This window comes from Synechococcus sp. UW105, from assembly GCF_900473935.1.
In the GTDB taxonomy this organism is placed as follows: Bacteria; Cyanobacteriota; Cyanobacteriia; order PCC-6307; family Cyanobiaceae; genus Synechococcus_C.
Genome location: NZ_UCNN01000030.1, coordinates 354,361 through 378,165 on the forward strand (window position 1 = coordinate 354,361; position 23,805 = coordinate 378,165).

A 23,805-nucleotide genomic window follows, 5' to 3' on the forward strand; every position below is an offset into this window, starting at 1 on the left:
ACCGAATCGTTTCTTGAGCGGCAATCCCGGTAGATTCCGGCCACCGATTCCCCTGCCCAGCATGCTCGCCGTCGCCGTTCTGGCCGCCGGAAAAGGCACCCGCATGAAGAGCGCCCTGCCGAAAGTGCTCCAACCACTCGCGGGTGCGACGTTGGTGGAGCGGGTCCTGGCCAGTGCTCGCAACCTCAGCCCAGACCGGAAACTGCTCATCGTTGGCCATCAGGCCGAGCGCGTAGAAGAGCAACTGAGCCAACTGGACGGGTTGGAATTCGTGTTGCAGCAACCACAGAATGGAACCGGCCATGCCGTGCAACAGCTGTTGCCGGCTCTTAAGGACTTCAACGGCGAGCTGCTCGTCCTCAATGGAGACGTACCCCTTCTGCGCGCCGAAACGATCGATCAGTTGGTCAACACCCATCGCACAAGTGGCGCCGATGTGACCCTGCTCACCGCCCGCCTGGACGACCCCACTGGCTACGGACGCGTGTTTGCGGATGCCTCTGGGCGTGTCAGTGGAATCATCGAACATCGCGACTGCAGCGAAGAGCAGCAAGCCAACAACCTCACCAATGCAGGGATCTACTGCTTCAACTGGAAAACCCTGGCGGCGATGCTGCCCAAACTGAGCACCGACAACGATCAAGGAGAGCTCTACCTCACCGACACGGTGGCCATGCTCGACACCGCCATGCACGTGGAAGTGGCGGATCCCGATGAGGTGAACGGCATCAACAACCGCAAGCAGTTGGCCCAGTGCGAAGCCGTGCTGCAGGAACGGCTTCGGGAGTATTGGATGAGCGAGGGAGTGACCTTCACCGATCCGAGCAGCTGCACCCTGAGTGAGCACTGCAGCTTCGGAACCGACGTGGTGATCGAACCGCAGACCCACCTGCGCGGACGCTGCACGATCGGAGCGGGCTGCAGGATCGGGCCGGGATCCCTACTGGAGAACACCACCCTCGGGAACCAAGTCAGCGTGCTGATGTCGGTGGTGCGCGACACGCAGGTGGGAGATGACGTGGCCGTCGGCCCCTATGCCCATCTCCGTCCCGGTTCGGACATCGGCGACAACTGCCGCATCGGCAATTTCGTTGAAGTGAAGAAGAGCCGCTTGAATTCAGGCAGCAAAGTGAACCATCTCAGCTATATCGGTGATGCCCAACTCGGCAGCGGTGTGAATGTGGGAGCAGGCACCATCACAGCCAACTATGACGGCGTGAATAAACATCAGACCGTCGTTGGCGATGGCAGTAAAACCGGAGCTAATTCTGTACTCGTTGCCCCGGTCACCATCGGGTCCAACGTGACGATCGGTGCCGGCTCCACCATTACCAAAAACGTTCCAGACAATTCTTTGGCGTTAGGCCGAGCCAAGCAATTGATCAAGGAGAACTGGAGCTAAATCATCGCTTCCAGAAAGCAGCCAAGATCAACACCATCAATTATCAGATTGTTTTCACACACGCTTGGATGGCAATGATCCAGGCATGTGTGAGCGTAAGGGCGTCGCAGCCAAGGCCATGACTCCACACAAGCGTTACACGGTGCGCTATCGCGACGCCGACAGCACCCCACTCGAGCGCTGCTATTACGCCAGTGACGCCTATGAAGCCAGAGTCTTGGCGATGGAATCAGTGCGTCATATCCACGACCATCCCCACGCCATCGACCTGATTCGCTGCGAGAGCTACCCGCTTCATCAACGGGCCGCCTGAAGCAGTGTGTCTGCTGACGCACCTGAACCAAGAGCGGAAAGGTCGAGACTTGACGATCCACCACCAGTGCCGCAGCGGTCAAGACCAGCCGCTGCCAGATCGTCTTGCAGGCTGGATGCGCAACTGAGCAATCGCGACCAACTGGGCAATTGAATGGTGAGTGGATCCTTCTGAAATCGCTCGACCCCAGGACGAATCAATTTGGCAAAATCCTGAACAGCAAGCTCTTCATAATGGCGGTTGTATGGGAGGTTATTGACCGCAGAATCGAGGGCAAACTGACGAATTCTGTCTTCTCCAACACGACGGAACAACACCTCAAGGGTGGCCACCTGCTCAGCAGGAATTGTGCGGCCTTGATGCTCCATCAGACCACGGAGAACACTGGTGAGAATTTCCGAGCACATACGCTGCAATCCCTCGTGTGGTGAACTGCCAAGGCTCTTATGTTTGTGATCAAACAGGCCCAGATCCACCTGGGCAATGCGACTCAGAGCCACATGGCGGTGCACTTCCGAGAGCAGACCAATTTCCAATCCCCAATCACAGGGAATGCGCAGATTGACAGCAAGATCGCGCGTAAAGGCGAATTCGCCAGCGAGCGGATAACGAAACGCCTGCAGATAGCGAAGAAAAGGGCTGTCTCCAAGCAACTGCGACAGTGCGGATAAAAGAGGGCCAACAAACAGGCGCGTGCCACGCCCCTGGAGAGCATGGCTCTCGAGCGAAAGTCGGCTGTAAAAGGCTTTGACGTAAGCCACCCCACTGGAGGGGAACAAAAGCGGCAGCAGCATCCGCCGCGGATAGGCCGGGGTGAAGGTGCGAATGTCGGCGTCAAAGAGGGCCACCACCTCGGCGCTGCGCGTGGCCACACCGAGACCCTGCCACACCGCCCAGCCCTTACCGGGAGTGCCGAGCAAATCGAGGCCTTGGTTGGTGAAGCCCTGCAGCAACTCCATGACCGCCGGGGCATTGGTCCAGTGCACATGCACAGGAAAGGGCATCTGTGAGAAAAACGATTCCGCTTCTTTCACCTCCTCCGCCGTACTCGCCGATAAAGCAATCACGAGTTGATGCAAGCCCTCCAGCTCGCGCAGCACCGATCGGATCAAGGCCAGGGCTGGACGCCTGAATTCCTCCATCAGACAGGGAATCAGGATGGTCGTTGGACGCTGGAGCAGGCCCTGTCGCAGCAGGACGGGGTCCTCCAGAGCAAGGTTGTAGTCGTGAACGGTGGTGATCAGGCCCTGTTGAAAATCCATTCCGTGATCAGTGCGACAACATGACTGGATCGACACCGCGCACCCTGGCGTTTCATCCGTGGGAGCAGAGGCATTGCAGAAAGAGGGGCAGGAGCGGGTGGCTGCACTGCTCGGGCGGTGGCGACCTGCAGAGAATCGGGAGCAAATCGAATTCCTGGCGTCGCAATTGCTGCAATTTGCGCAGACCGGCACAGACAGCAACAGGGACGGCTCACGCTGGGATAGCGCCACCTCGGTGCTGATCACCTACGGCGATGCCGTGCGCAAGGGCGACGAACCGGCGCTGGTGAGCCTGACTCACTTGCTGAACAGCCATCTGGGACTGCTCGCCAAGCTGGTGCATGTGCTCCCATTCCTGCAGTCGAGTAGCGACGGCGGTTTTGCCGTCGCCAGCCATGAGCGCATGGCCGACCATCTCGGCGACTGGGACGATCTGCAAGCCCTGGCCCAAGGGCGAACGCTGATGGCCGACCTTGTTCTCAACCATGTGTCAGCAGCGCATCCATGGGTCCAGCAATTCCGGCAACGGCGGGAACCAGGGTTGAGCTGCGTGTTGGCACCTGATCCCCAAGCCGGCTGGGAGCAGGTCGTCCGTCCTCGCAGTTCTGCTCTATTCACACCCCTGCAAACCGAGGACGGCATGCGGCCGGTGTGGACCACATTTGGCCCCGACCAAGTGGATGTGGATTGGAGCAGCGAGGTGGTGCTGCTGGGGTTCACGGCACTACTGGCCAAGATGGTGGCCCATGGAGTGGGTTGGCTGCGGTTAGACGCGGTTGGCTACGTGTGGAAGGAAGCGGGCAGCAGCTGCATTCACCACCCCCAAGCCCACCTGCTGGTGAAGCTGCTGCGTGCCCTGTTGGACACCATGCATCCAGAGGGTGTGGTGGTGACCGAAACGAATGTGCCCGAAAAGGAGAATCTCTCCTACCTCACCCCCGGCGATGAAGCGCATCTCGCCTACAACTTCCCCCTACCACCACTTCTGCTCGACGCCATCCTGCGCGAGCGCAGCGATCTCCTCAACGTCTGGCTCAATCGCTGGCCGTGCTTGCCCCCGCAAACGACACTGCTGAACTTCAGCGCCAGCCATGACGGCATTGGCCTGCGGCCGCTGGAGGGGTTGATGGATCAGGAACGGCTGGAGCGGATGCTGGAACAGTGCGAACGGCGGGGCGGCCTGATCAGTCACCGCAGGCTCAGTGATGGGCACGAGCAACCCTATGAAGTGAACATCAGCTGGTGGGCCGCCATGGCCGATGCCGGGCGAGATCCAACGCGGCACCAACGCGAACGCTTCCTGCTCAGTCAACTGCTGGTGATGGCCCTACCAGGGGTGCCGGCCTTTTATCTGCCCACCCTGCTGGCTTCAGGCAACGACGAGGCCAGCTTCCGCAAAAGCGGCCATCGCCGCGACCTCAATCGTGAACGCTTCAACGCCGAGGCTTTGGAACGGCGATTGAACGATCCCGATAGTGATGCCAACCACAACCTCAACGCCTTGAAACGCTGTATGACGGTTCGGTCGAGGCTGCGGGCCTTTCACCCGGAAGCAGCACTGCAATGCCTCAGTGGTGCTTCCCCCGATCGCGTCATCATCCGTCGTGGCGCAGGCGATGAGACCCTTTGGGCGGTGCACAATCTCAGCCGCAACCGCATTGACATCAACCTCCGCACCCTCGCCAATCACGAGCAATGGTGCGATCGTCTCCAGGATTCGGCCGCAGTGCCGACCCGCCTCACCATCGCCCCCTTCTCTGTGCACTGGCTCCAACCATGCTGAACAAGGCTGTTGTGAATGAAGTTGTGAATGAAGGGCCGGTCTGGGTGGTGACAGATCTCGACGGCACCCTGCTCGATCACCACTATTGCTGGGACGCCGCTAAACCGACCCTTGCCTGGCTGAAGCAAGTGGGCATCGTCGTGATCCCCTGCACCAGTAAAACCGCGGAAGAGGTGGAGCGCTTTCGAATTGACGCGAACTTGGATGGCCCCTTCATCGTCGAAAACGGAGGAGCCATCCATGGAGGAATCGGCGCTGAAGCTTGGGAGCAGGGCCTGGGACGGCCGCATGCAGAACTGCGCCACAAGCTCCATGCCCTTTCCCATCAGGTGGGCCACCCCTTAGCGGCTCTGGAGGATCTGAGCTCAGACCAGGTGACTGAGCTCACAGGACTGCGCGGTGAGGCGGTGCTAATGGCTCAACGGCGTCGCTGGAGTGTTCCCTTTCTCAACCCCCCAGCGCCACTGCGGGAGACGGTCGAACATGAAGCGATCCAACTCGGACTCACCGTGGTGCAAGGCAACCGGATGAGTCATCTGCTCCAGGCCGGAACCAGCAAGGGAGCGGCGCTGGCAGCACTGAAACAGCGACTCAACCAAGCCGACGTGCATGTGCTCGCCCTGGGCGACTCCCCCAATGATCTGCCCTTGCTCGAAGCGGGCGACCACAGTGTGGTGGTACCTGGTGAACACGGGCCCCATCCTCGACTCCAGTCTTGGGTGAACGAGGGTCGATTCGTGCTTGCACCGGCAGCCCATGCCGCCGGCTGGGCCCACAGTGTGCTCGCTCACATCAAAGCGCGAGTGACTCCAGAGCTGGCAGCAACCGCTCCAGAGCCACCCCGCGACTGGCCTTGAGCAACAAGCAATCGCCTGAGCGAAGCCAAGTACCGAGTGGCACGGCGGCCTGTTCAGGCGCCTCCACAATGGCGAAGTTCTCCATCCCAGCAGCAGCCTCAACCATCGCTGCAGCCTCCGCACCGCTGGCCACCGCCACGAGTCCATCCAATCCAAGCAAGCGAGCACGCTCCACCACGGCACGGTGAAGGGGCACACTCTCACTGCCGAGTTCAAGCATGGTGCCGAGCACGGCAAAACGCCGACCGGGTTGCTCAGCAAGCAAATCGAGAGCGGCGAGCACGGCCTCGGGAGAGGCGTTGTAGGTCTCATCCAACACCGTCAAGCCACCAAGGCTGAGACGACGGTTGCGCCCACCGGGAACCTCAACAACCAGATCGGCAAGCTTGGCGGCATCAACTCCAAGAGAATCGGCGACTGCACGGGCAAGCAACCAGTTACGGGCGTTATGGCGACCAGCCAGAGGCATCCGATATCGATGCCGATCCAGGGTGAGAAACTCGCTGGTTTCATCCAGAACAGCCAGGTCGTCAACTCCGGTGGCAGATGTTTCTCCTGCCAGGCCAACACGATGCACGCGTCCGCTCCAAACAGCTGCCAGTGCAGCCTCGAGTAGAGGGTCTCCTGCAGGAATGACCACCAAGCCATCCGGCTTGAGCGATGCAGTGATCTCGCATTTAGCGGCTGCAATCGCCTCACGACTACCAAGCCGACCAATGTGCGCCGTGCCGATGTTGGTAATCACGGCAATGTCAGGTTCGGCGCAGCGGGACAGCCGCTCGATTTCACCAGGGCCACGCATGCCCATCTCAACCACAACTGCCGCGTGGCCAGGATCGGTGCCTAACAAGGTGAGCGGCACGCCGATGTCGTTGTTGTTGTTGCTTGCACTGGCCTGGACTGAGCCGAGCGGGGCCAAAGCAGCACGAATGAGTTCGCGGGTTGTGGTTTTTCCCGCTGAACCGGTGACTGCCACGACAGCAGCCCTGAGCTGACGTCGATGCAAGGTTGCGAGTTGCTGGTAGGCAAGCGTTGTGTCATCGACACGCCAGTGCAACAGACCTGCAGGCACGGGATAGGAGGCATCGGCCGCCACCAGCGCCGCCTGGGCACCGAGCTCAGCCGCATTGGCCAAAAAAGCATGCCCATCAAACTGCTCCCCCACCAAGGGAACGAACAGTGCACCGGCTTCCAAGCGCCGGCTGTCGGTACAGACAGGCCCCAACGCTTGGGCGAGCACAGCGGCCAAACCTTCCGGGGTCACCCCCACTGGATGCCCCCAGAGCGGCACCAACTGGCCAAGGTTCAACACAACAACAGAGCTGCGGCACTGCCCCGATCATGCCGTTGCCCCTGCACAGCGGATGGAGAGGTTGCCACCAAGGCGACTGGCAATCGGATGGCTGCGCACCATCCACACCAAGCCCCGACGAGGCAACCCAGCCATGCATGCGGTTGGACTGATCGCGCCGCCAAAACGGCCTAGGTTCGGCACAGCTATTTCAGCAACGCTCTCGACCATGCCTCTGCATCGCCCCTTGGTTTGGATCAGCTGCATCGCGCTTCCCTTGCTGACGGCAGGTGCGGCCCAAGCCCAGAAGGAAATCCCCAAGGCCCCCGGCCATGACCAGTGCCCTCTCGGCTATGTGAACACTCTGGGCACGACCTGCGTGTCACCGATCTATTACGAAGTGACGCCCACCCATGGCGAAGCCTGTCCTTCAGGCTGGATGAACATCGGTGCTGGCTACTGCAAGAAGAAGACCCTCGGCATCTTCTGATCCTGCGTTGAGGTGGCGAAAGAGAGTGAGCCACTCAAGTCTTCAACCAGACGGAGGCGGCCCGAATGGCTGGTTGACCACCATCCCCTGGCCGACTCGGGCGTTGCGGCCAAGCTGAACGCCCTGGGTGGAGACGAGCGTCAATTCGGCATAGCCCTCTGATCCCAGCCGTTCCCACCACAGCTCAGCCAGCTGCTGACGGCGTTGCTGGGATAGATCGAGCCAAGCATCACTGATGGTGAGGGCCAGCGCATTCCGTGCAGGCAGGGGGAGGGCCGCCGTTAACAGGGGCGCTTGATCCTCTGCCGGGGTGAGCGGATCGGTGGACTCCAGTAGCAACGTGAGCAGAGGATCCTGTGCCGCAACGGCCGTCTCCTCCTGGGAGCTGTCGACCGGAGCACGCGTTGCTGAGCGGGGATCAAGCTGATCAGGAGTTCCATCCGCACTGAGACGGGGCTGGGGTTCTTGCCGTGGGGCCTCCGTTGGCAAAGGCGAGGGCGCGGGCGAAGGCACGGGCTCTAGCGGCTGGGCAAACTCAGCCTGTGCCTCCCCCACCGGCGGCGAGGGCAGCCAGCGACCAAGGGCCACCGCAGCCCCACTGATCACCGCCAGAGCAAGAGCGAGCAGTAACGGCCAAAACAACGGCGCCAGATCTTGCGGCCAGATCTCCGGCCGGTAGAGATCACCCTCACGGTTGCGGCGCCACACCTCCTGGCAGCGAAGCCGCAGATCAGCGATCACCGAGCTCAGGTCCTCACCCAGGGCGGTCCATGGATTGGTGTAAGGAACCGGCAGGGAGGAGTTCTCCCGATTCGGCGCGGGCGCCTGATCAGGCATTCAGCAGCAAGGGTCAGATGGCCCCAGTCTGATGCGCTTGGTTAGCGCTCGTTGCGATGACGTCCCAGTAAGCGGGAGATCGGATTGCGCGGAGCCGGCTCACTGTCCATGGGCGCAGCCTGCACTGTGGGGGCATGTTCACCCTCACGCCAACGGGAAGGGTCGGCATCTTGGCCCTGGGAGAAACGCTCCACTTCCGAGGCATCCGGGCCGGGCTCCTTGATGCCACACACCTCGCGGTACATCCGGTCGTACTCGAGCGCAGACCGGGACCAGCTGTAGTCCTGCTTCATGCCACGCAACTGGAGATCCTTCCAGCTGTCCTTATGGCGATAGGCCTCCCAGGCGCGCACCAAGGCGGTATAAAAATCAACCGGATCAAAGCGATCGAAGCAGAAACCAGTGCCACTATTTCGGCCTGGATCGTGGGGCGGCACGGTATCAACCAAGCCACCAACCTTGCGCACTACCGGAACGCAGCCATAACGCATGGCCATGAGTTGACTGATCCCGCAGGGCTCGAAACGGCTGGGCATCAGGAAAGCGTCGCTGCCTGCATAGATCAACCGCGACAAGGCATCGTCGTAGGTCAGGAAGACGGCCACCCGGCCGGGGTAACGCGATGCCAGTTGCCACAGGCCCGACTCCAGACCTCGATCACCGGTGCCGAGCACCACGATCTGCGTGTCAGTGTACGCGAGCAAACGGTCGGCCACTTGGAGCAGCAGATCAACGCCCTTCTGATCCACCAGCCGACTGACCATGCCAAGCAGGAAGGTGTCTGGATTGACATCCAGACCCATGCGCTCCTGCAGCTCGCGCTTGTTCGCGGCACGCCCGGAGAGATCGTCAGCACTGAAATTACCGGCCAGGGCCTGATCGGTAGCTGGGTCCCAGGCCTCTAGATCCAGGCCATTGAGGATGCCCCAGAGCTTGCCGGAGATGTAGTTGAGCAAACCATCAAGCTGCTCGCCATATTCAGCGGTTCGAATCTCCTGGGCATAGGTGGGCGAAACGGCGTTGACCCGATCGGCATACAGCAGCGCCGCCGCCATGGTGTGATCCCCTTGCATGTACCAAGGGCACCAGGTGATGCGATCGAGCTTCCAGCGCCAAGGCCCCTGGTACTTGAGGTTGTGGATGGTGAACACCGTGCTGATTTCGGGGTCCTGATGCATCCATACCGGAATCATCCCGGTGTGCCAGTCATGGCAATGCAGCACCTGGGGCTTCCACATGTTCCAGGCAAATTCAGCCGTGGCACTGGCAAAGAAGGTGAAGCGCCAATCTTCGTCCTCGCCGCCATAAATGCGCTCCGGATCAAACACGGGATGGCCAACCAGATAAATGATTAGGCCGTTGCTGGGATGGCGGGTTTCATAAACAGCGAACTCCGTGCCCATCGTCTGGGCTCGCCAGATGGGTTCTGCCGGAATCTCGAGCTTGCTCCAGAGGCGGCTGTAGCCGGGCATGATCAAGCGAACGTCATGGCCCAGCTCGCTCAAGGCCGGAGGCAGGGAACCGACCACATCACCCATGCCACCCACCTTGACCATCGGTGCGCACTCGGCGGCAGCAAAAAGCACGCGCATGGTCGTGGGAGCTCAAGAAGGCGCCGCGACTTTAGGTTGTCATCACCAAAAACCCGAAACCGAAATGGCCGGCCGGGTCCGGCTCAGGGCAGCACCGTCACCGGCGTACCGACCCGCACAAGCTCAAACACTTCCTGAACGTTCTCTTCATACAGACGAACGCAACCGTGGGAGACGGCTCGACCGACCGTCCAGCGGTGAGGCGTGCCATGGAAGCCGGCCACGGTGCAGCCATCGATATCAAGGTATTGCTCACCGTCCCAGCCATTTCTGCCCTTGCAGTCGCGATAGAAGCCAATCCAGCGGGAGCCCAAGGGGTTCTTCTCCCCTGGGGCGATTTTCTTGCCATTCACAGGATGGGTCCAGACCGGTTGACGCACCTTCTCCAGAACCCGATGCTGACCAGCTGGCGTCTCCCATCCTTCGGTGCCCACAGCCGCTGGATAGCGGCTACGGATTTCACCATCGCGAAGCACCAGCAGCTGACGATGGGTGCGATCGAGCACCAGCTGCAGGCCAAGGCGCTGACGAAGGTCGGTCGGCACCCGCGCCAAGGACGCCTCCAGGGAAATGGGTTCTGCCATCGGCGGAATCGGATCCGCAGGCCGCTTGGGGCGAGACGTATTGGTGGCGCCGGCCGGACCAGCCAGGAGTGCAACAGCAGCGACGGCGGCAGTGAGGCGTAGGAGCATCACAACGAATCCGAAGGAGGGAACAAGCTGCCCCAGTACTAGCTACGGCAGCCAAGGAGAGTCAGAAAAGTCAGGATCACGCTTCTCCAAAAATGCATTGCGGCCCTCCTGCCCCTCCTCGGTTCGATAGAAGAGGTGGGTGGCTTGTCCGGCCAATTCCTGCAGACCCGCCATGCCATCGGTTTCGGCATTGAACGCCGCCTTGAGGCAACGAATCGCCGTAGGACTGTGCTGCAGCACCTCCCGCGCCCAGCGCACACCTTCTCGCTCCAGCGCCGACAAGGGCACCACTGCGTTCACCAGGCCCATCGACAGCGCTTCCTGGGCACCGTAACGACGGCAAAGAAACCAGATTTCTCGAGCTTTGCGCTGGCCCACCACGCGGGCGAGGTAACCAGCACCAAAACCGCCATCAAAACTGCCGACCCGTGGGCCGGTCTGACCAAACACGGCATTGTCTGCAGCGAGGCTGAGATCACAAAGCAGATGCAACACCTGGCCGCCGCCGATGGCGTAGCCAGCCACCAACGCGATCACCACCTTGGGCAAGCTGCGGATCAGACGCTGCAGATCAAGCACATTCAGGCGCGGCATGCCCGCCTCATCGACATAACCCCCATCCCCGCGCACGCTCTGATCGCCGCCAGCGCAGAAGGCATAGCCCCCATCCTCGGCCGGGCCAACACCGGTGAACAGCACCACACCGATGCTGCTGTCATCGCGAATGCGGGTGAAGGCATCGCACAGTTCCACCACGGTGCGGGGTCGGAAGGCATTGCGGCGGAAGGGTCGATTAATCGCCACGCGGGCAATGCCATCGCCGCTGCGATCCACAAGAATGTCTTGGTAGTCACCCCAGGGCTGCCACAACGTGCCTGAGTCACCGGGCAAAACCTGGCGGGGCTGAGGGGCGCTCATCAAGAGGACTCCAATGCTGGAGCCATTGTGATCTCCAGCACCTCCCGGCGGAGCTCGGTCCGCAAAGCAGCGTCGCCCTGCCGATCGGTGCAGACCCTCAGCAGCGCAGGGCCCGATTGGGACAACCCCCATTCCAAGGCCGAGGCGAGGTCATCCAGGCAGGCAATCTGCCTGGTGGCAATGCCGTGGGCGGCGGCGAGGGCAAGGGGATCGGTCTTCTGCGGCATGGCAAACAGCTGCTCAAAGGCTTCAGCCGGTGCAGCTGGCACGGGCAACTGCTGAAAGATGCCACCGCCAGCATTGTCGATCAGCAGGATCAGCAGCGGGCCAGAACCGGAAGCATGACCAGCCTGCAACCAACCATTGCTGTCATGCAGCAAGGCGAGATCACCCGTGATCAAGAGGCTGCGGCCGAGCACCGCCGCCAAGCCCAAACCGAGCGAAAGGGTGCCATCAATGCCGGATGCACCCCGGAAACTGAAGCAGGGACGAAGACCTCGATCTGCAACGGCGAAGGCCTGCCAATCCCGCACGGGACTGCTGGCGGCGAGCATCAACGGCAGCCCAGGCGGCAACAGGCGAGACAACGCAAACATCAGGGCTGGTTCGCTCATGCCGCCGCGGACGGGAAGGCGTTGCTCAAGCCAAGCCGCGATGCGGCGGTCACGTTGCTGCCAAAGGGCAGACCAGGCGTTGTCAGCCTCGGGCTGTGGCTCCACAGGCGGGAGAGGCAAACAGGCTTCGTTGGCCTGCAACTGGATCTGCGGCCAACGCGCCAAGCCACCACTCCACTGGCAAGCGCACTGGAGAGGATCAAGGGATCGCTCCTCGCCCTCAGTAATCAACAGGTGGGGGCCGGTGCAGCGTTGCAACCAGGTCTCCAAGCGCCGGCTGGCTGGCATTGGGCCAAGCCGCAACAGCTGCAGCTCATTGACTGCAACCCCAGCGGGGAGTGGCAGTTGCTCAGGAAGCAACAGATCCCAGCAGCGCACCTGTCCAGCCAACGTGGCGGGCACCGCCGCCAGCGGATCGACAAGCACGGGCCAACCGCTGCGTTGCTGCCAGCGGTGCAGCGCAGCTTCAAACGCAGGCCGCTGATCCGCGAGTCCGCGCCAAGGGCCGGCCACAACAACACCGGGACGATCCGGGTCCAGCTCAAGCTCAGGAGCGAGGGGCCCTGGCAGCGATGCGACGGCCATGGATGCCGAGCCGGCCGGTGGGGACTCCAGGCAATCAATCGACTCCTGCACGGGGGACCAGTTGCTCCAAAACGCAGCCTGCTGCTCGGCGGAGGGATGCAGTGGCTCTTCAAATGGAAGGTTGAGATGCACGGGCCCAGGCCAGTGGTGCGCTTGGTGCCAGGCCTGCTTGGCAAGCTGCAGCAACTGCGGAGGGGATGCCGCATCCAGGCCGACGTCTGGGCCACTCGCACACCAACGGCAGACGGGCTGGAGGAACTGCTCCTGATTCACCGTCTGATTGGCACCGCAGTGCTTGAGGCGGATGGGGCGATCGGCGGTTAAGAGCAGCAGTGGCTGAGAGGAACGATCGGCTTCCACAGCGGCTGGCAAGAGGTTGGCCACCGCCGTTCCTGAGGTGGTGATCACCGCTGTAGCCCGCCCGCTGGCGGTGGCTGAGCCAACAGCCAGAAAAGCAGCAGACCGCTCGTCCAGGGCTGTCGTGAGCTTGAGGAGACCCGCGCGGGCGAGACCACCGGCCGCCAGGGCCAATGGACCGGAACGACTGCCAGGACAGAGCACAACCCGTTCCAGCCCCTGGCGATGCAGGCCTTGCAGCAACACGACGGCGGCCTGCAGATTGGCAAGAGGACGGGTCACGGCAGAAGCAGCGCCTGGGAGCAGGGCAAGAGAACAGCACTGATGCGATCCTCGTTGTACAAGCATGAGGCCATGGCAAGCGAAGGCAAGACCAGCCAAAGGCAGGGTTGGCGGGATGTGCTGCTGTGGGTGCTTCTGGCACTGATGTTGCGTTGGCTGGTGATCGAGCCCCGATGGATCCCCTCCGGTTCGATGCTGCCCACGCTGGAACTGCAGGATCGAATCCTGGTGGAGAAGATCCGGCCCAAACTGGCGCACCAGAGGCATCAGGCGCTGTCCATTGGCCGTGTCGTGGTGTTTGCCGTACCCGACCCGTTGATTGATGCGGGGTACGACCCCAACTCAGCCCTGATCAAACGGGTCGTGGCTGGCCCTGGCGATCAGGTGGAGGTGCGCGATGGCGTGCTGTTCCGCAATGGGATTGGCGTACATGAGGCCTGGCTGAGTGAACCGATCGGCTATGCAATGCCCGCCCAGACAGTGCCAGACGGTGACCTTTGGGTGCTAGGGGACAACCGCAATGCAAGCCTCGATTCCCACCTCTGGGGACCGCTGCCGCAGGATCGGGTGATCGGCACTGCGGTATGGCGTTATTGGCCCCTGAATCGGTTCGGTCCGATACGGTTCCCACCCCAAGCGCAGGCGGGGCCTGCGCCGGAAGCTGCGTTAGGGTCAGTGTCTTGACGGCGAGCGGGCGGAATGTTTAATCCAGAGTTCCTAACCACCGACAGCCAAGACGGCCAACCCGTCAACGGACTGATTCAGTACCTGCAGGATCAATCACCAGACGTTCTTCAGCGGGTCGCCAAATCAGCAAGTAACGATATTCAGGACATCATTCGCCACAACGTGCAGGGTTTGCTGGGCATGCTCCCTGGTGAGCATTTCGATGTGAAGGTCACGGCCAACCGCGACAACCTCGCCAATCTGTTGGCGTCAGCGATGATGACAGGGTATTTCTTGCGCCAGATGGAGCAGCGCAAGGAACTCGAGGAAACCCTGTTTGCTGATGATCAGATGGCAGTCAACCCCGATGACGACTTCAACGCCTGAGTCAGGGCTGAGGGCTTGAACAGGGGTTTTCAGGCACTACGCCAAGCTCAAGTAGGCGTTTGTCGATGCTGCCGAGGAACTGCCAGTTGCCAGCACTGGGAGCCCACTGGCGTTGTTCCAGTTGCTGTTTCAGCTCCGCCACAACGTCCGGACTGAAATGCAGAGGGGCGGAATAGTGAGCAGGAACCAACCAACGCAAACCAACCTGCTGCTCCACTCGGGTCAGCCACTCCATAAGGGTCTGACGAGCCCGAGGCAAGACCAGCCTCTCCAGCACCGGGGCCACCTGCAGCCGGGGGAGCTGGTCACCCATCAGCGCAGCAGCAGCCTCCTCCCATCCATGTTTCCAAGCAAAGGGATAAATGCCGAAATGACTACGCGGCGAACGACATCCAGGCCGAAGCGCATGGCGAAGCACCTCTAACGTGCCGGGAACCTCCAGCGGTTCAGGCCGCAGATAGGAGGCAAAGAGCACAAGCCGAGCCCAGCCTCGACGGCGATTGGCAGGGGTGTCGTCCAGAGCTTGATCGCCCCGCTCACGGGCATGGAACAACAACGGTGCAGGGTCGCTGTTGAACACAAGCGGCGGTTCAACGGCAATCCCGACAAGGGCATCGGTGACAAGCAAGGCCCCAGACAGCCGATGGAAGCAGCTGATTTCTTGGAAACGACCAACACCGAGATCAAGGGGGCCAAGCGAAATCCATGCACAAACGTCAGCGTGAGGCACGCCATCGTCGAGCAGGACCCTTGTGCGCCTGGAGGGAATGCCTAGCCAACCAAGGGGAAGCTGCACGGGGAAGCTCCACTGACCTGGGCTCAGCCACACTTCGGCATCAGGAAAAGCGCGTGCCAATGGAGCGAGCGGCAGCTTGTGCTCGAGGCCAGAAGCCGTCGGCAACACGATCGTTTGCACCCGCCCATGCAGCTGCTCGAGTTCAGCAATGGCCGTTCGCAACTCACCCGTAGGTGGCAGGGGATTCACCAGCATCAAACCGCCGGGAACCTTCACCACTGTGAGCCGGATCGGTACCGCCACGTAATACACCCCCTGAAGCTGCTCGAGGCTCCAGATCTGTCCGGGGATCAGCTCTTCAAAGTGAGTGGCACGGCGGCCGTACGGATACAACGGCAGCAGCGGCCACCAAGGCCAGCGCTGATCAGCAGGTTGGATGCCGTTTGATGCCACTCAGCTGAGGTTCCCTGCCCACGATTCTGCCTAGATGCGGTGCGTGCAGCAGACGATTTGCAACTGCCCAGCAGCCAGTGGCATCGAACAGACCTCTAAACGCCTCGCAGCGCCAACGAGACCTCGAACAATGACTGAACAGAAGACAGAAAGAAAATCATCAGCACATTGAGTCAGTGTCATGAATGCTTGGTTATCTCTTCATGAATCAGAGGATGTTGGCGGCCAGTTCAGCGAGTTCGCTTCGCTCTCCCTTGGTGAGAGTCATGTGACCGACCAGGGGCTGACCTTTGAGCTTTTCGACAAGCCAGGTGAGCCCGTTACTTTCAGCGTCGACATAGGGGTTGTCGATTTGGTAGGGATCACCGGTGAAGACAACCTTTGTTCCTTCGCCCACCCGAGTGACGATCGTCTTCACTTCCAGGGGAGTCAGGTTTTGAGCCTCATCCACAACCAGAAACTGATGAGGGATCGATCGCCCGCGAATCGTGTTGATGGCTTCAACCTCCAATAAGCCCATGCCTTGAAGGTCAGCCCAGGCGTTGCGTGGTTCGCGGTGCCTTGATTTCTTCGTCTGCTCAGCAGCATCACCAGGCGAAGCACCGGTAATGAAGTCGATGTTGTCAATGATCGGCTTCATCCAGGGGCCAAGCTTCTCCTCAAGCGTGCCGGGCAGATAGCCAATGTCTTTTCCGAGTGAGATCGGCGGCCGCGTCACCAGAAGGCGTGCGTATTGATGGGTATCGGCCACCTGATGCAAACCAGCAGCCAGGGCCAACAGTGTTTTGCCTGTGCCTGCCTTACCCACCAAGGTCACCAGGGCGATGGATGGATCGAGCAGCAAATCAAGCGCAAAACTTTGCTCTCGATTTCTGGCCTTGATGCGTCCTAAATGGGCTCGATTCACCCAGTGCAGGGGTTTGATTGTTTTGCTGTTGCCTTGATGACGGGCAAGCAGTGTGTGGCTGTCATTTTGCTGATCCACCATCACGACGCCCTCATTAGCGAGGAGATGCTGCCACTCGGCATCTGTTACAGCCGAGAGCGAGAGATGATCCTCATCATGCAGTGTCTTCATCGTCTCAGCATCTGTGCCGAGTTGACGGAACCCCGTGTAGAGGTCGTCGATCGAGACGTTGTCGTTGATGTAATCCTCGGCTTGGAGCCCCACCGCATCTGCCTTGATTCTCAAATTGATGTCTTTACTGATCAGGACAACCTCAGGGGCCTCTTTGAGACCACTGCATCGCATCTGCTCCAGAGCTACCGCGAGAATGTTGTTATCACCACCGCCACCCTGCAACTCTACAGGTAATTCTTTGAGAGCTTGAGCCTGACAGAAAATCACTTGGAGCTTTCCCTGTTCAGTGCCTTCAAGTAGAACGCCATCGGCAAGGCTTCCTCGCTGTCGATAGGAGTCCAAGAGTCTCGAAATCCTTCGGGCATTCCTTCCTTTCTCAGAGTGATCCTTTTTGAATCGATCGATTTCTTCGACCACTTGCATTGGGATGACAACTCTCAGATCCCCAAAGCGGTGTGGAGCCTCAGGATCGTGGAGAAGCACATTCGTATCGAGAACGACAATTTTTTCTTTCATTGGATCTCACTCCTGAATGTCTCTTGGCGTTAATACATGAATTGATCAGCTGATAAGCAAAAACATCTGAATAACTTGGCATAGTCCCATCAAAAGAGAAGCGATTTGGCTTCTTTTTTGATTACCACCCAGTGCTGATGTCATTCAAGGCCGCCGAATCACCAAAACAATCAGAACTCCGAGGAGCAGACTCAGAAGATTGCCTAGCGAGCTAGTCGAAACGTTGGTTCAGATATGTCCCGCCGACTTAATCAGGCAATCAGGCATACAAAGCTGCCAAGCAGGATAAATTCCTATGCAGCAACAACGGACTCAGTGCCATCATCAATCTTCAAATGAGTCACAAGGCAGATTGTGATGCAGTTTTCATCATTCAAATCACATTCGGTGATACAGGCAAAGTAGCCTTCAAGCGCGTCCCAACGCTCAGCAATTGAGCCTTGAATGGATTCTTTTTTCAGTTCATACATGACCATCTCCCAAGTGTGTGATCTATAAGAGAGACGTTACAGGAAGTCAATTTCATTGTGTCGGGAAATAAACTACCTAGGAATATTCCCTTACGAATCAATACCTACATACAAGCGCCTTGCAAGCAAAGGGCAGCTCGTCTGCTTGCAGACACTTGCACCGTTGGCTTGTCCATCCGTGCAAAAACAGTCAATCCAATCGAACCTATGTGCAATAAATCAGTGACAGGGCATGCTCAACTCCACCGGCGTTGCTCTCAGTGAGCTGCTTGTCGCCGATGGAACTTGCCCCAAGATCCGCGAACTGCTGGCAACGAGCCAAGTGCCGGTCCTTTGGCTTGACAGCCACAAAGAACCCCTCATCGCAGTCAGCCAAGCCTTAGAGAAGAGCAAAGCCAACGGATCACCAGTTCAAACCCTGCATTGGGTCAGCCACGGTGCACCAGGAACTCTTTTTGTTGGCAAGACAACGATCAACACCAAGGCCCTGCTCCATGCCCAGCAGCAGCTCGCCTCCTGGCAACTCAACACAATCGCCCTTTGGAGTTGCTCAACGGGTGCAGATCATGACTTCATCACTGTTTTAGAGGAACTCACTGGATCGACCGTGTGGGCGAGCAATCAACTGCTCGGCCGAATGAAAGACGGCAGCAGGTCTTGGCAGCTCAAAAGTTCCAGGCGAACAAAAGCACCAAATACAGCTCCCGATTTGCCAATCAATGCCAGCCAACCACTGGCCTGGAACCACCAACTTGGTGGCTTTACAAAAAACACGCCAATCGCGGGATCCAAACCCGGCTTCACACCTCATGAATATCGTAATCGTCTCGCCTTTGCGGCACTCAAAGATGACGGCTCCGTCATCACCTGGGGGTCCTCCTGGTACGGCGGTGATTCATCCTCCGTTTCCTCATCGCTGACCTCAGGCGTTAGCCAAATCTTCTCCGCTAACTTCGCCTTCGCGGCACTGAAGACCGACGGCTCCGTTATCACCTGGGGGGACATATCCAGGGGCGGTGATTCATCCTCCGTTTCCTCATCGCTGACCTCAGGGGTTAGCCAAATCTTCTCCGCTGCCACTGCCTTCGCGGCTCTGAAAACCGACGGCTCCGTCATTACATGGGGGGGCTACACTTCCGGCGGTGATTCATCCTCCGTTTCCTCCTCACTCTCCTCTGGCGTTAGCCAAATCGTCTCCAGTAGTCATGCTTTTGCAGCACTGAAAAATGACGGCTCCGTGATCACCTGGGGCGCCTCTAACTGGGGCGGTAATTCATCCGCGGTTGCCGACTCCCTAACCTCTGGCGTTAGCCAAATCCTCTCCACTAGCAAAGCCTTCTCGGCACTGAAGACCGACGGATCGGTCATCACCTGGGGGCACTCAGATTGGGGCGGTGATTCATCCTCCGTCTCCTCCTCGCTGTCCTCAGGCGTTAGCAAAATCTTCTCCAATACAATCGCCTTCGCGGCACTCAAAACCGACGGATCGGTCATCACCTGGGGGCACTCAGATTACGGCGGCAACTCATCCTCCGTTGACCTCTCCTCTGGCGTTAGCCAAGTCTTCTCCACTAGCGGAGCCTTGGCGGCACTCAAAACCGACGGATCGGTCATCACCTGGGGGCACTCAGATTGGGGCGGTAATTCATCCGCTGTTGCCGACTCCCTAACCTCTGGCATTAGCCAAATTTTCTCCAATGATCATGCTTTTGCAGCACTGAAAACCGACGGATCGGTCATCACCTGGGGGCACTCAGATAGGGGGGGTAATTCATCCGCTGTTGCCGACTCCCTAACCTCTGGCGTTAGCCAAATCTTCTCCAGTGATCGTGCTTTTGTAGCACTGAAAACCGACGGATCGGTCATCACTTGGGGGGACTCCGGTTACGGCGGTGATTCATCATCCGTTTCCTCCTCACTCTCTTCTGGCGTTAGCAAAATCTTCTCCAATTCAATGGCCTTCGCGGCACTCAAAACCGACGGATCCGTCATCACCTGGGGATATGCCTCCGAGGGTGGTGATTCTTCCGCTGTCGCCTCATCGCTCGCCTCTGGTGTTGTTGGCTTCGCTAATCCATTCACCAACGACATTTACTTCCCAGGCCCCATCTACGCCTCAGCAGCAACATCAACAGACGGCACCAAAGTCATCCTCACCTACGACGAAACTCTCTCCTCAACAACAGCCGCCAAATCTGCCTTCTCGGTCACCTCAGGAGGAGTAGCCAATACCGTCACCGCTGTTGCCATCTCCGGCTCCACCGTTGAGCTCACTCTCTCCAACACCATCTACACAGGAGAAGCCGTCACTGTTGCTTACACAGACCCAACCGCTGGTGATGACGCCAACGCCATCCAAGACGGCGCAGGCAATGATGCCTCCTCCCTAAGCAGCACAGCCGTTACCAACAGCTCAACCGCGCTCATTCTCTATCTCCAATCCAAACTCAAAAAAACGCAGGTCACTGCCTCTCTCACCCTCGCTGCTGATTCCCTCTCCCAATCCATACGCTCAAACCTCAACAGCAAAGGCATCAGTCTCGCTAGCAAAGTTGTTCAACTCACCCACAGCCTTCCCGAGAAACAAACAGAAACCAACCTCAACCTCAAACTCGCAACCATCGCACCCAACCTCAACCTTGCCGGCAGCAATGGCAAACGCAGTTCAAGCAAGAAATTCCTCTTCTACAACATCAACGATCAAGGCGCTCTTTCTTCCTTGCTCTACAACCCCATCACCAGAACAGGTGCTGGTCTCTACGACACCAATGGCGATGGCATCGGTGATTTCCTCTCGATCGCCTACCGCGATGGCAACACAGGTGATAACGACGCTCAGACCAATGGTTCCCTCAGCCTGAAAACCACCGCTGCAACCATTGACCTCAATCCTGTCTTCTCTGGAGCAGACAGCACCTTGCTCAAACTTGCTGATGCAGCCGACAGCGCCACTGCCGCTGCAGTGAATTTCAAAGCCACACTCACATCCCGCAGTAAAGCCGTTCAGTCCATCGGCTACATCATCCTCTCCGCTGCGGAAACCAAAGACGCAGACACCATCCTCACGGACCTTGATGAGCTCAAGCAACGTGCCGTGAGTCTCTTCTCCACCCTGGAAGCCTCCGATGTCACCCTCCACGACTCTTTTCACTTCCACAAATCACTGCAGCTGCTCAACGGTCAATCCATTCGCTTCTTCTCAACGGCAGATGCACGCCTCAGTGATCTGACGAACCTAAGTGATTCACGCTTCTCTTGGCTCGATCACACCATCAACTCCGATGGCAGCCTCTCCATTCGCGGCAAGAACAACATCGGCGTCTCGCTCTCACAGCAAGACAACGATCCAGGCTTAGCAAGCCTCATCGCTCAGAAGCAGGACATCGCTCCACTCCTTGACTTCACTGCATTCACGGCAGGACAAACACTCTCAGGCACCATTCACACCGCCAGAGAAGCTGACTTCGATTCCGTCATTGGCTTCTATCGCTCCGTTGACGCCGCAGGCACGGTTCTTGCTGCTGATGGCTCCCTCATTGCTCCAGGGCAAGACGGCTATGCAGATGCCGCCTTACTCGACTCCAATCGCGTTACTGCACTAGACAATCTCTCCGTTGCCGACAACAAAACCAAAGACACCTCTTTCTCCCTCACCGAATTCAGTTATCTCGCTCCCTACGCGAAAGTCACAAACACAGAAACGAACAAGACCAATACCTTCTTTGCCTTTGCCGGCGCCAATCCCGATCAACTCCCCCACTTCCAAGCCTTAGGCGAAAACCTCTTTGGCCTAGAAGACTCCCTCGGTGGTGGTGACCGCGACTACGACGACTTCATCCTCGGCTTTAATTTCAAAGCCCTCACCACCTGAGCTCGGATCGTTGAGGCATGGGCACTGAGTTCGAGTCTCTGATCACTCACAACTGAAACCAAGCAAGGCGATCGGCTTGGCATCGAAACTCGCGCGCTCTTCCCTAAGCACCAGCACCCTTCTGGCCTATCCCAGTTGCACACCATCCGCTCCACTTGCACAAAATCCCAGGGACAAATCAGGGACAAGCCCCTAAAACACACTGTAATTACGTACTGAATGGTGGCAGCAGCGGCCACCAGGGCCAATGCTGATCCTCAGGTTGGATGCTGTTTAACGCCACTCAGCTGAGGTTCCCTGCCCACGATTCTGCCTAGAGGCGGTGCGTGCAGCAGTCGATTTGAAACCGCCCAGCAGCCAGTGGAATCGAACAGACCTCTAAAGCCGGAACCAAGCCTCAGCCCCCTCTTGACGCCTCTCAACGAAACCGAGCGAAGTGCTGAGCAAATCGTGCACGAATCGGACCAATGGCCGTTGGCGACATAGGTCAGTTCGACGAAAATCGCTGAAAGATCAAGACTGCTCTTGGTTATTCCCTCGCGCGCACTGATAGGGGATCCCCCTTGGAGAAGGGAGTGGGATGCTGGCGTCGCGGCAACCTCCGTCGACTCTGTTTATTTGCTCAATTTGAGAGATCAGCACGCTCATCCGGATGAAGCGTAGCGATGTCTTCGTTCACCCAACTCGGCCCAGACTTCGACGGAGAAGCCGCAAATGACCGAAGCGGCAGCTCCATCTCGCTTTCCAGCAACGGCAGCATCATTGCCATTGGTACTTCTAAGAACGATGGCAATGGTGAGGATTCAGGCCATACGCGCATCTACCAGTGGGATGCAGGCTCTTCCTCGTGGAACCAGCTCGGCAGCGACATCGATGGAGATGTTGGTCATCAAAGCGGCGATTCTGTCTCGCTCTCCAGCGATGGCCACACCATTGCCATCAGTGAACCGGGTGTAAACAGCCGCTGGGGCGCAGGTTCGAAAGGCCGCACACGCATATTCACCTGGAATGGCGATGCCTGGGTTCAACGCGGCAGCGCTATCGATGGACGAAATTATGGTGACTACAACGGCACTGTCTCGCTCTCCAGCGATGGCTCCGTCGTTGCCATTGGTGCCTACCATCACAACGGACTGAATGGCCACACACGCATCTTCCAATGGGATGCAGGTTCATCCTCCTGGAACCAGCTCGGCGAAATCACGGGAGCCCACTCGGACCGTAGCGGTCGATCTGTCTCCCTCTCCAGCGATGGCACCGTCATTGCCGTTGGTGAGCATGGAAGCTTCCAAAGCGGAAATGGCTTTTCTTCAGGCCGAACCCGTCTTTTCGCCTGGAATGGCAGCAGCTGGGTTCAGCGCGGCAGCGATATAGATGGAGAAGCCGCAAGTGACGTCAGCGGCTATTCCGTCTCGCTCTCTGGAGATGGCACCATCGTTGCCGTTGGCGCTTATGGCGCCGACGGAAATGGCGAGCAGTCAGGCCATACGCGCCTTTACCAGTGGGATGCAGGCTCTTCCTCCTGGAACCAGCTCGGCAGCGACATTGATGGAGAAGCCGCTGGTGACCGTAGTGGCTATTCCGTAGCCCTATCGAGCGATGGAACCGTCGTTGCCATTGGTGCCCTTAGAAACGACGGCAATGGCACCCATTCCGGCCACACGCGTATTTACCAGTGGAGTGGCAGTGCCTGGGTGCAAATCGGCACTGATGTCGATGGAGAAGCCGAGGGTGACGAAAGCGGTGATTTTGTCTCCCTCTCCAGGGACGGCAGCACCGTTGCCATTGGTGCCCGATTGAACGACGGCAATGGCAACGAGGCCGGCCATGTGCGGGTGTTCAGCCTCGACATCACTCCTCCCACCATCGCCATCAGCTCTGATGTCTCCTCCCTAAAAGCTGGCGAAACGGCAACCCTCACTTTCACGCTCTCAGAAGCCTCCTCCAACTTCGTTCAATCCGACGTCACTGTCTCCGGTGGAACCCTCTCCAACTGGAATGCGGCATCGGCAACCTCCTACTCCGCCACCTTCACACCAACAGCTGACAGCACCAGCAACGGTGTGATTTCTGTTGCCAGTTCCAAGTTCTCTGACTCCGCAGGCAATACCAACAGCGACGGTTCCGATAACAACAACTCCGTCACCCTCTCCGTCGACACTGTCAGGCCCACCATTGCCATCAGCTCTGATGTCTCCTCCCTAAAAGCTGGCGAAACGGCAACCCTCACTTTCACGCTCTCAGAAGCCTCCTCCAACTTCGTTCAATCCGACGTCACTGTCTCCGGTGGAACCCTCTCCAACTGGAATGCGGCATCGGCAACCTCCTACTCCGCCACCTTCACACCAAC

General features: G+C 58.9%; 20 protein-coding genes. 9 read left to right on the top strand and 11 right to left on the bottom strand.

Annotation, left to right across the window (positions count from 1 at the left end; genetic code table 11):
- Positions 1 to 61: 61 nt before the first annotated feature.
- A complete protein-coding gene (glmU, locus tag DXY16_RS14125) occupies positions 62 to 1,402 on the top strand; it encodes a bifunctional UDP-N-acetylglucosamine diphosphorylase/glucosamine-1-phosphate N-acetyltransferase GlmU (protein WP_115121808.1) in 1,341 nt (446 codons plus the stop codon).
- Between the two features lie 118 nt (positions 1,403 to 1,520).
- Positions 1,521 to 1,715, top strand: a complete 195-nt coding sequence (locus tag DXY16_RS14130; RefSeq protein WP_115121809.1) for a hypothetical protein — start codon at positions 1,521 to 1,523, stop codon at positions 1,713 to 1,715.
- Here the strand turns inward: DXY16_RS14130 and DXY16_RS14135 are convergent.
- Positions 1,700 to 2,977: a glycosyl transferase gene (locus tag DXY16_RS14135; protein WP_244281705.1), complete on the bottom strand. Its 1,278-nt coding sequence runs from the start codon at positions 2,975 to 2,977 to the stop codon at positions 1,700 to 1,702. The two genes, DXY16_RS14130 and DXY16_RS14135, sit on opposite strands and share 16 nt — an antisense overlap.
- A gap of 73 nt (positions 2,978 to 3,050) precedes the next feature.
- Between DXY16_RS14135 and DXY16_RS14140 the strand changes: the two genes are divergently transcribed.
- On the top strand, positions 3,051 to 4,760 hold the full coding sequence (locus DXY16_RS14140; RefSeq protein ID WP_115121810.1) for an alpha-amylase family glycosyl hydrolase: 1,710 nt from the start codon (positions 3,051 to 3,053) through the stop codon (positions 4,758 to 4,760).
- A complete protein-coding gene (locus DXY16_RS14145; RefSeq protein WP_115121743.1) occupies positions 4,754 to 5,617 on the top strand; it encodes an HAD-IIB family hydrolase in 864 nt (287 codons plus the stop codon). Before DXY16_RS14140 ends, DXY16_RS14145 begins: the two co-directional genes overlap by 7 nt.
- On the opposite strand, the gene murF is transcribed toward DXY16_RS14145, so the two are convergent.
- Positions 5,553 to 6,929, bottom strand: coding sequence for a UDP-N-acetylmuramoyl-tripeptide--D-alanyl-D-alanine ligase (gene murF / locus DXY16_RS14150; RefSeq protein WP_115121744.1), 1,377 nt, complete (start codon positions 6,927 to 6,929; stop codon positions 5,553 to 5,555). The two genes, DXY16_RS14145 and murF, sit on opposite strands and share 65 nt — an antisense overlap.
- A gap of 27 nt (positions 6,930 to 6,956) precedes the next feature.
- A complete protein-coding gene (locus DXY16_RS14155; RefSeq protein WP_115121745.1) occupies positions 6,957 to 7,139 on the bottom strand; it encodes a hypothetical protein in 183 nt (60 codons plus the stop codon).
- Here DXY16_RS14155 and DXY16_RS14160 point away from each other — a divergent pair.
- Positions 7,138 to 7,398 carry a hypothetical protein gene (locus tag DXY16_RS14160; RefSeq protein WP_115018242.1) on the top strand — a complete coding sequence of 87 codons (261 nt, stop codon included), beginning with the start codon at positions 7,138 to 7,140 and terminating at the stop codon, positions 7,396 to 7,398. The two genes, DXY16_RS14155 and DXY16_RS14160, sit on opposite strands and share 2 nt — an antisense overlap.
- A gap of 42 nt (positions 7,399 to 7,440) precedes the next feature.
- Here DXY16_RS14160 and DXY16_RS14165 read toward each other — a convergent pair whose 3' ends face one another.
- The 5 genes from DXY16_RS14165 to menD form a co-directional block, all read right to left on the bottom strand.
- Positions 7,441 to 8,235 carry a hypothetical protein gene (locus DXY16_RS14165; protein ID WP_115121746.1) on the bottom strand — a complete coding sequence of 265 codons (795 nt, stop codon included), beginning with the start codon at positions 8,233 to 8,235 and terminating at the stop codon, positions 7,441 to 7,443.
- A gap of 41 nt (positions 8,236 to 8,276) precedes the next feature.
- The gene (gene glgA, locus DXY16_RS14170) at positions 8,277 to 9,827 is read right to left on the bottom strand and encodes a glycogen synthase GlgA (protein WP_115121747.1); all 1,551 of its coding nucleotides are present in this window, start codon (positions 9,825 to 9,827) and stop codon (positions 8,277 to 8,279) included.
- A gap of 83 nt (positions 9,828 to 9,910) precedes the next feature.
- Positions 9,911 to 10,519 carry a L,D-transpeptidase gene (locus DXY16_RS14175; RefSeq protein ID WP_115017977.1) on the bottom strand — a complete coding sequence of 203 codons (609 nt, stop codon included), beginning with the start codon at positions 10,517 to 10,519 and terminating at the stop codon, positions 9,911 to 9,913.
- Between the two features lie 42 nt (positions 10,520 to 10,561).
- Positions 10,562 to 11,437 carry a 1,4-dihydroxy-2-naphthoyl-CoA synthase gene (gene menB / locus DXY16_RS14180; RefSeq protein WP_115121748.1) on the bottom strand — a complete coding sequence of 292 codons (876 nt, stop codon included), beginning with the start codon at positions 11,435 to 11,437 and terminating at the stop codon, positions 10,562 to 10,564.
- Entirely contained in the window at positions 11,437 to 13,236 is a 1,800-nt protein-coding gene (gene menD, locus DXY16_RS14185; protein ID WP_371410931.1) for a 2-succinyl-5-enolpyruvyl-6-hydroxy-3-cyclohexene-1-carboxylic-acid synthase, read from the bottom strand. The genes menB and menD overlap by 1 nt, the downstream gene beginning before the upstream one ends.
- Before the next feature lie 111 nt (positions 13,237 to 13,347).
- On the opposite strand from menD, the gene lepB reads away from it, so the two are divergent.
- Both lepB and DXY16_RS14195 read left to right on the top strand, forming a co-directional pair.
- Positions 13,348 to 13,959 carry a signal peptidase I gene (gene lepB, locus DXY16_RS14190; RefSeq protein WP_115121750.1) on the top strand — a complete coding sequence of 204 codons (612 nt, stop codon included), beginning with the start codon at positions 13,348 to 13,350 and terminating at the stop codon, positions 13,957 to 13,959.
- A 15-nt stretch (positions 13,960 to 13,974) separates the two neighbouring features.
- Complete coding sequence (locus DXY16_RS14195) at positions 13,975 to 14,328, top strand: DUF760 domain-containing protein (protein ID WP_115017968.1); 354 nt, start codon at positions 13,975 to 13,977, stop codon at positions 14,326 to 14,328.
- 1 nt (position 14,329) lies between these two features.
- Here the strand turns inward: DXY16_RS14195 and DXY16_RS14200 are convergent, their stop codons facing one another.
- The 3 genes from DXY16_RS14200 to DXY16_RS14945 form a co-directional block, all read right to left on the bottom strand.
- Complete coding sequence (locus tag DXY16_RS14200; protein ID WP_115121751.1) at positions 14,330 to 15,517, bottom strand: DUF4336 domain-containing protein; 1,188 nt, start codon at positions 15,515 to 15,517, stop codon at positions 14,330 to 14,332.
- Positions 15,518 to 15,725: 208 nt separating this feature from the next.
- Positions 15,726 to 17,114 (bottom strand): PhoH family protein, encoded by a 1,389-nt coding sequence (locus DXY16_RS14205; RefSeq protein WP_115121752.1) that lies wholly within the window; start codon positions 17,112 to 17,114, stop codon positions 15,726 to 15,728.
- Between the two features lie 293 nt (positions 17,115 to 17,407).
- A complete protein-coding gene (locus DXY16_RS14945; protein WP_170953975.1) occupies positions 17,408 to 17,584 on the bottom strand; it encodes a hypothetical protein in 177 nt (58 codons plus the stop codon).
- A 232-nt stretch (positions 17,585 to 17,816) separates the two neighbouring features.
- On the opposite strand from DXY16_RS14945, the gene DXY16_RS14210 reads away from it, so the two are divergent.
- Both DXY16_RS14210 and DXY16_RS14215 read left to right on the top strand, forming a co-directional pair.
- Positions 17,817 to 21,455 (top strand): DUF4347 domain-containing protein, encoded by a 3,639-nt coding sequence (locus DXY16_RS14210; RefSeq protein ID WP_115121753.1) that lies wholly within the window; start codon positions 17,817 to 17,819, stop codon positions 21,453 to 21,455.
- Between the two features lie 665 nt (positions 21,456 to 22,120).
- On the top strand, positions 22,121 to 23,805 hold a 1,685-nt coding region (locus tag DXY16_RS14215; protein ID WP_115121754.1), incomplete at its 3' end, for an Ig-like domain-containing protein.